The 11,367-nt window shown below is 72.0% G+C and carries 11 protein-coding genes and 1 pseudogene; 3 read left to right on the top strand and 9 right to left on the bottom strand.

Features of this window, described 5'->3' with window-relative positions:
• Nucleotides 1–96: 96 nt before the first annotated feature.
• The 4 genes from recN to ACFU5O_RS36985 all read right to left on the bottom strand — a co-directional run bounded on the left by recN (nucleotide 97) and on the right by ACFU5O_RS36985 (nucleotide 4,199).
• A complete protein-coding gene (gene recN, locus ACFU5O_RS36970) occupies nucleotides 97–1,815 on the bottom strand; it encodes a DNA repair protein RecN (RefSeq protein WP_384247330.1) in 1,719 nt (572 codons plus the stop codon).
• 287 nt (nucleotides 1,816–2,102) lie between these two features.
• A complete protein-coding gene (locus ACFU5O_RS36975; protein ID WP_384247310.1) occupies nucleotides 2,103–3,026 on the bottom strand; it encodes an NAD kinase in 924 nt (307 codons plus the stop codon).
• A complete protein-coding gene (locus ACFU5O_RS36980) occupies nucleotides 3,023–3,838 on the bottom strand; it encodes a TlyA family RNA methyltransferase (RefSeq protein WP_384247313.1) in 816 nt (271 codons plus the stop codon). Before ACFU5O_RS36980 ends, ACFU5O_RS36975 begins: the two co-directional genes overlap by 4 nt.
• A gap of 7 nt (nucleotides 3,839–3,845) precedes the next feature.
• A complete protein-coding gene (locus ACFU5O_RS36985; protein WP_384247315.1) occupies nucleotides 3,846–4,199 on the bottom strand; it encodes a hypothetical protein in 354 nt (117 codons plus the stop codon).
• 42 nt (nucleotides 4,200–4,241) lie between these two features.
• Between ACFU5O_RS36985 and ACFU5O_RS36990 the strand changes: the two genes are divergently transcribed.
• Nucleotides 4,242–4,589 (top strand): SCP2 sterol-binding domain-containing protein, encoded by a 348-nt coding sequence (locus ACFU5O_RS36990; protein ID WP_384247317.1) that lies wholly within the window; start codon nucleotides 4,242–4,244, stop codon nucleotides 4,587–4,589.
• Here the strand turns inward: ACFU5O_RS36990 and ACFU5O_RS36995 are convergent.
• From ACFU5O_RS36995 to ACFU5O_RS37010, 4 genes are all read right to left on the bottom strand, one after another.
• Nucleotides 4,573–5,418, bottom strand: coding sequence for an ABC transporter ATP-binding protein (locus ACFU5O_RS36995; RefSeq protein ID WP_384247319.1), 846 nt, complete (start codon nucleotides 5,416–5,418; stop codon nucleotides 4,573–4,575). The genes ACFU5O_RS36990 and ACFU5O_RS36995 overlap by 17 nt on opposite strands.
• Before the next feature lie 65 nt (nucleotides 5,419–5,483).
• Nucleotides 5,484–6,521, bottom strand: coding sequence for a FecCD family ABC transporter permease (locus ACFU5O_RS37000; protein ID WP_384247332.1), 1,038 nt, complete (start codon nucleotides 6,519–6,521; stop codon nucleotides 5,484–5,486).
• A gap of 14 nt (nucleotides 6,522–6,535) precedes the next feature.
• Nucleotides 6,536–7,597: a FecCD family ABC transporter permease gene (locus ACFU5O_RS37005; RefSeq protein WP_384247321.1), complete on the bottom strand. Its 1,062-nt coding sequence runs from the start codon at nucleotides 7,595–7,597 to the stop codon at nucleotides 6,536–6,538.
• Between the two features lie 61 nt (nucleotides 7,598–7,658).
• Nucleotides 7,659–8,687, bottom strand: coding sequence for an HAD hydrolase-like protein (locus tag ACFU5O_RS37010; protein ID WP_384247323.1), 1,029 nt, complete (start codon nucleotides 8,685–8,687; stop codon nucleotides 7,659–7,661).
• Nucleotides 8,688–8,759: 72 nt separating this feature from the next.
• On the opposite strand from ACFU5O_RS37010, the gene ACFU5O_RS37015 reads away from it, so the two are divergent.
• Complete coding sequence (locus ACFU5O_RS37015; RefSeq protein WP_384247326.1) at nucleotides 8,760–10,040, top strand: DUF1015 family protein; 1,281 nt, start codon at nucleotides 8,760–8,762, stop codon at nucleotides 10,038–10,040.
• 129 nt (nucleotides 10,041–10,169) lie between these two features.
• On the opposite strand, the gene ACFU5O_RS37020 is transcribed toward ACFU5O_RS37015, so the two are convergent.
• The gene (locus tag ACFU5O_RS37020; RefSeq protein WP_384247328.1) at nucleotides 10,170–10,913 is read right to left on the bottom strand and encodes a hypothetical protein; all 744 of its coding nucleotides are present in this window, start codon (nucleotides 10,911–10,913) and stop codon (nucleotides 10,170–10,172) included.
• Between the two features lie 78 nt (nucleotides 10,914–10,991).
• Between ACFU5O_RS37020 and ACFU5O_RS37025 the strand changes: the two are divergent.
• A pseudogene (locus tag ACFU5O_RS37025) lies at nucleotides 10,992–11,367 on the top strand (hypothetical protein); the annotation flags it as partial.

The following is an 11,367-nucleotide window of genomic DNA, read 5'->3' on the forward strand; positions in this document are numbered from 1 at the left end:
GTCGCAATCCACACCAGGCCAGAAGGCCCTCACCCATTTCAAGATCCCTCAGCCGAGACCTGCCTCACCCGTCCACAACCTCCCGGGACAGAACACCTAGACCTCGGCCCGCGCCGTAGCCAGCAGTTCCTCCGCGTGTGCCCGCGCCGTCTCCGAGTCCTCCTGCCCCGCGAGCATCCGCGACAGCTCCCGCACCCGGTCCTCGCCCTCGAGCACCGTGACCCCGGAGCGGGTCACGGACCCGTCGTTGGTCTTCTCCACGAGGAGCTGCCGGTCGGCGAACGCCGCCACCTGAGGCAGATGGGTGACCACGACGACCTGCGCGGTCTTCGCCAGCTTCGCCAGCCGCCGCCCGATCTCGACCGCCGCCTTGCCGCCGACGCCCGCGTCCACCTCGTCGAAGAGATACGTCGGCACGGGATCGGTCCCCGCGAAGACGACCTCCACGGCGAGCATCACCCGCGACAGCTCACCGCCGGACGCGCCCTTGGCGATCGGCCGCGGCTGGGCGCCGGGATGCGGCGCGAGCAGCAGCTCCACCTCGTCCGCACCGGACGAGGAATACGCGACGGAACGGCCGCCGACCTCGATCCCGTCCGGGTCGTCGGACTGACGGATGTCGATGGTGACGCGCGCGTGCGGCATCGCAAGGTGCGCGAGCTCCGCGGTGACCGCATCGGCGAATCGCGCCGCCGCCTCCGTGCGGGCGTCGGTCAGCGCCTGTGCCAGCCCGGACAGTTCGGAGCGCAGCGCATCGCGCTCCACGGTCAGCTCGCCGATACGGTCGTCGTCGCCCTCCAGCTCGGTGAGCCGGCCGGCGCCCTCCTCGGCCCAGGCGAGTACGGCGTTGATGTCCTCGCCGTACTTGCGGGTCAGAGCGGTGAGCGCGGCACGCCGCTCCTCGACCACCGCCAGCCGCCGCGGATCGGCGTCGAGATTGTCGGCGTACCCCGCGAGCTCCCCCGCCACGTCGGCGAGCAGGATGGAGATCTCCCCCATCCGGTCGGCGAGCGCGGCGAGGGCGGGGTCGTGGGAACGTACGGCGTCCAGGGCCCGCCCGGCGCCCGCGACCAGCGTGGTGGCGTCGACGCCCTCGGGGTCCTCGGGATTGCCGGCGAGCGCGGCGTGTGCGACGGACGCGGCAGAGGCGAGCGCTTCGGCGTGGCCGAGTCGCTCGGCCTCGGCGGCCAGCTCCACGTCCTCACCCGCCAGCGGCTCGACGCCCGCGACCTCGTTCAGCCCGAAGCGCAGCAGATCCGCCTCCTGGGCCCGCTCGCGGGCGCGCGTGGTCAGCTCGGCCAGCTCGCCGGAGACGGCCTTGAGCCGCCGGTACGCCGCCACGTACTTGGCGTGCGACCCTGCGACCGCGTCACCCGCGTACCGGTCCAGGGCCTGCCGCTGCCGGGCGGCCTTGAGCAGCCCCTGCTGGTCGGTCTGCCCGTGCACGGCGACGAGCTCGTCGGCCAGCTCCGTGAGCATGCTCACGGGCACCGAGCGCCCGCCGAGGTGTGCGCGCGAGCGCCCCTCCGCCGAGATCGTCCGGCTGATCAGCAGCGCACCGTCGTCGAGTTCGGCCCCGGCCTCCTCGGCCCGTACGGCCGCGGGGGCACCTGCGGGCACGGTGACCCGCCCCTCCACGACCGCCGACTTGGCACCGATCCGCACCAGGGCGGGGTCGGCGCGCCCGCCGAGCAGCAGCCCGAGGCTGGTGACGACCATGGTCTTGCCCGCACCGGTCTCACCGGTCACCGCGGTGAATCCGGGGGACAGCTCGACGACGGCATCGTCGATGACCCCGAGCGACCGTATCCGCATCTCCTCCAACACGGGGAAGACCTTACGAGGTCAGGGCCCGCGTGTGCGACGGGCCCCGCCCTCCGCTCGCGGAACCGCAGGTCGCGGGCCGCGGCCGTCACCCGAGAGACAGGGGATTCCCTCCCGCAGAGCCTTCCCGTGAACGCCGTCGGTGCCGCCCCAGCCTCTCTCGCCCCCGCCGGGCGACGCTGCGGCCCCGGCCCCTCACCCGCCCACACCGGGCAGCGCTGCCGTGGCAGCCCCGGAGCAGCCCAGAGGGCGTCCGGGGCCCGCGGCCCCGGAGCAGGTCAGTGCGGCTTGCCCCGCCACCCCGACACCGGCAGGGCGAACTTCGCCACGAGCCGGTCCGTGAACGAGGCGTGGTGCAGTCGCGCCAGCCGCACCGGCACCTCACCTCGCCGGACCTCCACCCGCGCCGCGGGCGGCAGCTCGACGGCACGGCGGCCGTCGCACCACAGCACCCCGTGGGGCGTGTTCGGCTGGATCTCCACCGCGAGCACCGACGTCGGGGACGTGACCAGCGGTTTGGCGAAGAGGGCATGCGCGCTGATGGGCACCATCAGCAGAGCTTCGACCTCCGGCCACACCACGGGGCCGCCCGCCGAGAAGGCGTACGCGGTCGAGCCCGTCGGAGTGGCGCAGACGATGCCGTCGCAGCCGAAGCCGGTCACCGGACGGCCGTCGATCTCCAGGACGACCTCGAGCATCCGCTCGGGCGACACCTTCTGCACGGCGGCCTCGTTCAGCGCCCAGTCGCGGTGCACCACGTCACCGTTGGTGTGCACGATGACATCGATCGTCATCCGCTCCTCGACCTCGTACGACCGTGTCACGACCCGGTCGACGACCTTGTCGAGGTCGTCCCGCTCAGCCTCCGCGAGAAAGCCGACCCGTCCGAGGTTGACGCCGAGCATCGGCACCCCGGACGCGCGGGCGAACTCCGCCCCGCGCAGCAGCGTCCCGTCGCCGCCGAGCACGATCAGCAGCTCACAGCCGTCGAGGACCTCGGGGGTGGCCTCGGGGACCGTCTCCACGGCGGCGGGGAGCGGGAGGTCGGCCGCCTCGAAGGCGAGCACACGCACCCCGAGGCCCGCCCGCAACAGGCCCTGGACGACGAGTTCGGCACTGCGGATGGCCGCGGGCCGCCCGGTGTGCGCCAGCAGGAAGACGGTACGTGTATGTGCCTTCGTATCCGTGCTCGTATCGGTCAACGCGGCCCCTCCGCCACTGCACGATCGACATCCGCCGGGTCGAGGTCCGGTGCCCCGGCCCGGAGCCACAGAAAGTACTCGACGTTACCGGAAGGTCCGGGCAGCGGACTGGCGGTCACGCCCAGCACGCCGAGGCCGAGCTCGCCGGCCTGTCGTGCCACGGTCCGCACCGCCTCGGCGCGCAGCTCCGGGCTGCGCACCACTCCGCCGCTGCCGAGCCGCTCCTTGCCGACCTCGAACTGCGGCTTGACCATGAGGACGAGATCGGCTCCGGGCGCCGTGCACCGCACGAGTGCGGGCAGCACGAGGCCCAGCGGGATGAAGGACAGATCACCTACGACCAGGTCCACCGCCACCCCGTCGATCGTCTCCAGGGTCAACTCACGCACATTCGTACGGTCCTTGACGCTCACGCGTTCATCGCTCTGCAGAGACCAGGCGAGCTGGCCGTAACCGACGTCGACGGCCACGACATGTGCGGCACCGGCGCGCAGCAGCACATCAGTGAAGCCACCGGTCGACGCACCCGCGTCCAGGGCCCGCCGCCCCTCGGTCTTCAGCCCCTGCGGTACGAACGCGGCGAACGCGCCGGCGAGCTTGTGGCCGCCGCGCGAGACGTACTCGGGATCGGCGTCGTCCTGGGTGACGACGATGGCGGCGCTGGTCTCGACCTGGGTGGCGGACTTGGCGGCCGTGTTGCCGCCGACGGTCACCCGCCCTGCCGCGATCAGCTGGCTCGCGTGCTCTCGTGAGCGGGCGAGCTTGCGGCGTACCAGCTCGGCGTCGAGGCGGCGGCGTGCCACTCCTGCCACGTTCGGTTCAGCTCCTGTGGTCGTACGGGTCGTAGGGGCGGCCAGAGGGGCCGCTGTGGGGGGTGGTGGCGGTCGGATGAGGACCGCCGGTCGGGAGACGGGTGGACTGCTGGGGCGCGGGCGGTCCCTGCCGCGCGTCGAGCGCGGTCAGCGTGTCGCGCAGGCCCCGGTGTACATCCTCGTACACCTCCATGTGTCCGTCCGCCGGGAGGTGGTCGGCATCGGCGAGCCGCTCCAGGTGGGCGTCGATCCCGGCGTCGCCGGTGGGGACGCGCTCGACACCGAGAGGCGCCGGTGCGGCGGGATCATGCGCCTCCGCCGGCGGCACAGCCTCTTCTGACGTCTGCATCGAGTCGCTCATGCCCAGACGCTACCGCGAAGCCCTGGGGTACGGTCGAGCACGATGGCGACGACGGAGGAGTGCCGCAGCGCACTCGACAGACTTTCGGACAACCTCGCGAAGGCGGACGGGGACGTGCGCAGCGCGGCCGCGCTCGACCGTTCCCTGAGCTGCCACATCAGGGATCTGGACATCACGTTCACGGGACGCCTCACGGCGGGCCGGATCGAGGTGCTGAGCACCCTGGACGGCCCGCCGGCCCAGAAGGCACAGATCCGGCTGGCGATGACGGGCGACGATCTGGTGGCGATGGTCGACGGGGAGCTGAACTTCGCCAAGGCCTGGGCCTCCGGCCGGGTCAGGCTCGAGGCCGGCTTCCGCGATCTGCTGCGCCTCAGGTCGCTGCTGTAGTCATCGCACCGGCGGGCTCCGCCTCCGAGGCGTCCGGGGCGCCCCTGCGCCGCCGCGCCAGCGGCACCACCAGCGGTGTTCCCGTCTCCGGATCGTCGATGACCTGCGAGCGCACCCCGAAAACGTGCTCGACCAGCTCGGCGGTGACGACTTCCCCGGGCGCGCCCTGTGCCGCGATCTTCCCCTCACGCATCGCGATGAGATGGCTCGCGTACCGGGCGGCCTGATTGAGGTCGTGCAGCACCGCGACGAGGGTGCGGCCCTGTGTCTCGTGCAGTTCGGCGCAGAGGTCGAGGATCTCCAGCTGGTGCTGGATGTCGAGGAACGTGGTCGGCTCGTCGAGCAGCAGCAGCGGCGTCTGCTGGGCCAGCGCCATGGCGATCCAGACGCGCTGGCGCTGACCGCCGGAGAGCTCGTCGACATAGCGCTCGGCGAGCTCGGCCACCCCGGTCGCGGTCATCGACTCCTGGACGATCCGCTCGTCCTCCCGGGACCACTGACGCAGCAGCCCCTGATGCGGGTAACGCCCCCGGGCCACCAGGTCACCGACGGTGATGCCGTCGGGGGCGATCGACGACTGCGGAAGGAGACCGAGGGTCCTCGCCACCTTCTTCGCCGGCATCGAGTGGATCGTCTGCCCGTCCAGCAGTACCCGGCCCTGACTGGGCTTCAGCATCCGCGAGAGCGCGCGGAGCAGCGTGGACTTGCCGCAGGCGTTCGGGCCGACGATCACCGTGAACGAGTTGTCGGGTATCCCGACCGACAGGTCCTCGGCGATCACCCGCTGGTCATAGGCGAGAGTGACCGACTCGGCGGTGAGGCGCTGCATGGACGTACTCCTCGGGTTCTTCTCGGTCTGGTGCTGGTCTGCGGTCGTACGCTCGGACCGGTGCGTCATACACGCCCCGCCTTGCGCTCGGTGACGAGCAGCCAGAGCAGATAGACGCCGCCGAGCACACCGGTGACGACACCGACCGGCAGTTCCCGGCCGCCGAACGCCGAGGTGGCCACCCAGTCGGCGGTGAGCAGCAGGGCGGCGCCCATCATGGCGCTCGCGGCGATGTTGGGCCCCGGCGAGCGCGTCAGCCTGCGGGCGAGCTGCGGGGCGCTGAGCGCGACGAAGACGATCGGGCCGGCCGCGGCGGTGGCGACGGAGGTGAGCAGCACGGCGGAGCCCATGAGGACGGCCCGGGTCCGCTCGATACGGATCCCGAGCGCGTACGCCGCGTCGTCGCCCATCTCCAGCATCCGCAACGGCCGTCCGTACACCAGGCACAGCGGTACCAGCACCGCGCAGGTGGCCAGCAGCGGCCAGAACTGGCTCCAGTCGCGGCCGTCGAGCGAGCCGGTCATCCAGACGACGGCACGGGTCGCGTCGACGAGGTTGGCCTTGGTGACGAGGTAGTGGATGGCGCCCGTCAGCATCGCGGCGACACCGATACCGACCAGGACCAGCCGGTAGCCGTGCACGCCCCGCCTCCAGGCGAGCAGATAGACGGCGGCACCGGTCACCAGACCGCCGACGATCGCGCCGCCCGCCGTGGCGGCGGAATCACCCTTGAACACGACGATCACCATCAGCGCACCGACGGTCGCCCCCTGACCGAACCCGAGCACATCCGGACTGCCCAGCGGATTGCGCGAGATGGACTGGAAGACGGCCCCGCCGACCGCGAGCGCGGCCCCGACCAGCAGCGCCACCAGAACCCGCGGAAGCCGTACGTCCTGGACGATGAACTCCTGAGCGGGCGTGCCGTTGCCCAGCAGCGTCGCGACGACCTCGCCGGGCGCCATCGGGAAGTCGCCGCTGCCGACGAGCACGACGGCTGCGGCCAGCGCGGCGGCCAGGAGCAGCAGGACGACGAGGGGCGCTCTCGGGTCGACCCGGACGGAGAGACCGCCGGGGGTGCGTATCGTTTTCGCGGCTCTCACCGCTTTCACGGCTTTCACAGCTGCGCCATCCTCTTGCGGCGTACGAGGTAGATGAAGACGGGCCCGCCGATGAACGCGGTGACGACGCCGACCTGCAGTTCGGAGGGGCGTGCGACGACCCGGCCCACGACGTCGGAACCGAGCAGCAGCACGGGCGAGAGCACGGCGGCGTACGGCAGGATCCACCGCATGTCGGGGCCGGTGATGGCCCGCACCAGATGCGGGACCATCAGCCCGATGAAGACGATCGGCCCGCACGCGGCGGTCGCCGCACCGCACAACAGCGTCACCGCGAGCATGGCCAGGACGCGCGTACGGGTGAGATGCGCGCCGAGCGACCGTGCGGTGTCGTCGCCCATCTCCAGCGCGTTCAGCGGCCGCGCGATCAGCAGCGCCAGCACCACCCCGGCGCCGATGAACGGGGCGACCTTGCCGATGGTCACAGGATCGGCGGAGGCGAGCGATCCCACGGTCCAGAAGCGCAGCCGGTCCAGAGCGGCCGAGTCCAGCAGCTGTACGGCGTTGACGTAACCGAACAGCGCCGCGGTCGCGGCGGTTCCGGCGAGCGCGAGCCGTACCGGCGTGGCACCGCGGCTGCCTCCGAGGACGTACACGACCACGGAGACGACGCCGGCGCCGAGGAACGCGAACCACACATAGTCCGCGACCGAAGTGACGCCGAGGAAGCTGATGGCGGACACGACAGCCGCGGCGGCGCCCGCGTTGACCCCGAGCAGTCCAGGCTCGGCGAGCGGATTGCGGGTGAGCGCCTGCATCACCGCACCCGCCAGTCCGAGCGCCGCGCCGACGAGCAGCCCGAGCACGGTCCTCGGGACCCGGACGTCGTGGACGATCACGTCATTGCCGGTACCGGTGTTCTCGAAGAGACCGTGCCACACGTCCGCGACCGGGACCGACTTGGCGCCGATCGCGATGCTCGCGACACAGACCAGCAGCAGGACGCCGACGGAGAGCAGCAGCCCTGCGGCGCGCAGCGCATGGCGCCTTGGCGGTTCGGGGGCGGGCGCCGCGGACGTGGAGTCCGCGCTCTGTTCGGTAGGACTGTCGACCAACACGTGGTTAGGTTAGCCTACCCTCGTATGCTGCTCCGACAGAGGAGTCGGACCGCTCGGAGCATCACCGGCCCAGCCTGGCCAGCGCCTTGCCCGCATCGAGCGTGCTCGCCTCGTCCCCCGCGTGGGTCCACGCCGCCGCACACAACGCCCTCAGCCCGTCCAGCGCTCCACCGTCGCCGTTCAGCGCGAGTGCGTCACCGCGCACCGACGCGCTCCACCCGCCGCAGGCGAAGGCGTCGCCCTCACCGGTCACCTCGGGCTGTCCGGTCAGAAGTCCCCGCAGATCGGCGTCCACATACGTCGGCCGGTGCTTGGGCTCCGCCGCCAGCAGCTGCGCCGCGTCCGTCACCCCGGTCAGTACGAGGAGCGAGTCCACGTCCCCGTTGAACGCGCCCTCGATGTCGGTGTCCAGCCGGTCCCCGACCACCAACGGCCTCCGGGCGCCCGTCCGCAGAACCGTCTCCCGGTGCATCGGCGGCAGCGGCTTCCCGGCCACCTGAGGCTCGGCGCCCGTCGCGATCCGCACGACCTCCACCGCAGCGCCGTTGCCCGGAGCGATCCCCCGCGCGCTCGGGATCGTCAGATCCGTGTTGGACGCGAACCACGGAACCCCGCGCGCGATCGCGTAGCTCGCCTCCGCGAACCGTCCCCACTCCAGCCCCGGACCGCCGTATCCCTGGACCACCGCGGCCGGATCGTCGTCAGCGGACTCCACCGGCTCCAGCCCGCGCTCCCGCAGTGCCACCCGCAGCCCCTCGCCGCCGATGACCAGCACCCGCGCGCCCGCCGGGACCTGCTCCGCGATCAGCCTGGCCACCGCCTGCGCCGAGGTGATGACGTCCCCGGGCTCCGCCGGCACGCCGAGCTCGGTGAGGTGCTGGGCCACCGCGTCCGGCGTCCGCAGGGCGTTGTTCGTGACGTATGCGAGATGCATCCCTCCGGCGCTCGCCGCACCGAGCGCCTCCACCGCGTACGGGATCGCCTCCCCGCCCGCGTACACGACCCCGTCCAGATCGAGCAGCGCCGTGTCGTACGCGGCGCACAGTGGCTGCGTGCTCCCGCTCGGCCTGATCCCGCGCCGCTCACCCATGCTGGTGTACTCCTCACTCGTGGCTCTCCGCCCCGATCATCGCGCATCGCCGCAGACACATACGATGCATGAATGAACACGAGAGGTCCTGCGGCCGATGACGGCCTGCACATGGTCCCGTTCCGCGGACTGCGCTACGTCCCCGAGCGGGTCGGCAGTCTCGCCGCAGTGACCTCACCCCCGTACGACGTCGTCGTACGCCCCGACGGGCTGCACCACCTGGAGTCCGCGGACCCCCACAACATCGTCCGGCTGATCCTCCCCCAGGCCGCCAGCCCCACGGCAAGCAACGAGCAGGCCGCCGAGACACTCGAACAGTGGCTGGCCGAGGGCGTCCTCGCGCCGGATCCCGTACCCGCGCTCTACGTCTACGAACAGCGTAAGGGCGACATCCTGCAGCGCGGGATCATCGGAGCCCTGGCCCTGTCCGCACCGGACGAGGGCATCGTGCTCCCCCACGAGGACGTGATGCCGCATGTGGTGGCCGACCGCGCTGCGCTGATGCGCACCACGGCCGCCAACCTGGAGCCGTTGCTGCTCACGTACCGCAGCGACGGCACCCTGACCGGGGCCACCGCCGTCATGGAACGGATCATTCGCGAAACGCCGCTGCTGGCCACGACCACGGAAGACGGCTTCAGCCACCGCCTGTGGTCGGTCACCACCCCTTCGGACCTGACCGAGATCGCCGCGGACCTCGCCCACCACCAGGCCCTCATCGCCGACGGTCACCACCGCTGGGCGACGTACCTCCGTCTCCGCGACGAGCAGCCGGTCCCCGGGGCGTGGAACTACGGCCTGGTCCTGCTGATCGACACGGCCCGCTACCCGCTCCAGGTACGCGCCATCCACCGGCTGCTGAACCGCCTCCCGGTCCCGGACGCCCTGGCCGCCGTCGAGGGCCTCTTCCGGGTGCGGGACGTCGACGGGCCGCTCACCCGGGCACTCAAGGTGCTGGCCGAGGCCGCCGCCGAAGGCAACGCCTTCCTCATCGCGGGCGATGGCCGCTTCCACCTCCTGGACCGGCCAGAAGCGGCCCTGCTGGCACGTACGGTCCCCACAGGCCGCCCGGACGCGTGGAGGCAGCTCGACGCGACCGTGCTGCACGCCGCGCTGCTGGAGCACGTCTGGCGGATTCCGGACTCCCCCGAGGAGATCACCTACATCCACGACACCGAGGCCGCGGTCGTCCAGGCCGAGAGGCGGGGCGGCACGGCCGTGCTGATGCATCCGGTACGGGAGGAGGTCGTACGCGACCTCGCCCGGCAGGGAGTCACGATGCCGCGCAAGTCGACGTCGTTCGGCCCGAAGCCCGCGACGGGGCTGGTGCTGCGGAGCCTGAGCCTGGACTGACGACGACTAGACGCCTGGACGCCTGGACGCCTGGACGCCTGGACGCCTGGACGCCTGGACGGGAACGACGGAAGGCCCGGCACCCTCATGGGGTGCCGGGCCTTCCGGTCAGCTGCGCGAGAGGCCGGGTCAGGCCTCGTCGCCCTTGTCGTCCGCCTTGTCCTCGGCCACATCCCGGGCCTCGTCCGCGGCTTCGGTTGCGCCTTCGGCCCGGCGCTCGGCGTCGGCGTCCGGCTCGTCGCTCATGGCGTCGACGAACTCGACCCCGTCCAGCTCGGCGAGCCGGTCCGACGCGTCCGTGGACCCGTCCTTGTCCGCCTCGACAGCCTTGGCGAACCACTCACGCGCCTCGTCCTCACGCTCGGCGGCCAGCAGTGCATCGGCGTACGCGTAGCGCAGTCGCGCGCTCCACGGCTGCACCGCGTTCGACGCCAACTCGGGGCTCTGCAACGTGACGATGGCGGCATCCAACTGCCCCATGTCACGCCGCGCGCCGGCGGCGACGAGCCGCATCTCGACCTGCCCCGCCTTGTCGAGCTTCTGCACCTCGGGCTCACCGGCCATCGCCAGCGCCCGCTCGGGCCTGCCGAGCCCACGCTCACAGTCGGCCATCACGGGCCACAGCTCGACGCTTCCGGTCATCCGCCGGGCCGCCCGGAACTCCGCGAGCGCCTCCGAGTACTTCTGCGTCGCGTACGCGGCGAAGCCGGCGGCCTCGCGAACTGCGGCCACGCGAGATGCGAGCCGGAGTGCCACGCGCGAGTACCCGTACGCCTGCTCCGGGTCCTCGTCGATGAGCCGCGCGACCATCACGAGGTTCTTCGCGACATCCTCGGCGAGCGTCTTCGGCAGGCTCTGAAGCTCCTGCCGCACATCCTGGTCGATCTCGTCACCGGTGACGTCCTCGGGAATCGGCAGCCGCTTGATCGGCTCCCTGTCCCGGTCGCGTCCGTGGTCACGGTCGCGGTCGTCACGGCGGCCGTACCCACCCCGGTCGTCCCGTCCGCGGTATCCGCCGCGGTCGCGGTCGTCGCGGCGGAATCCACCGCGGTCATCGTCCCGACGCGGCCCGCGCGGACCGTCGTCCCGACGCGGCGCACGATCATCCCTGCGGAAGCCACCACGGTCATCGTCCCGACGCGGGGCACGGTCATCGCGACGGAAGCCACCGCGGTCGTCATCACGACGCGGGGCACGGTCATCGCGACGGAAGCCACCGCGGTCGTCGTCCCGACGCGGGGCACGGTCATCGCGACGGAAGCCACCGCGGTCGTCGTCCCGACGCGGGGCACGGTCATCGCGGCGGAAGCCACCACGGTCGTCGTCC

The organism is Streptomyces sp. NPDC057445 (genome assembly GCF_042802855.1).
Classification (GTDB): domain Bacteria; phylum Actinomycetota; class Actinomycetes; order Streptomycetales; family Streptomycetaceae; genus Streptomyces.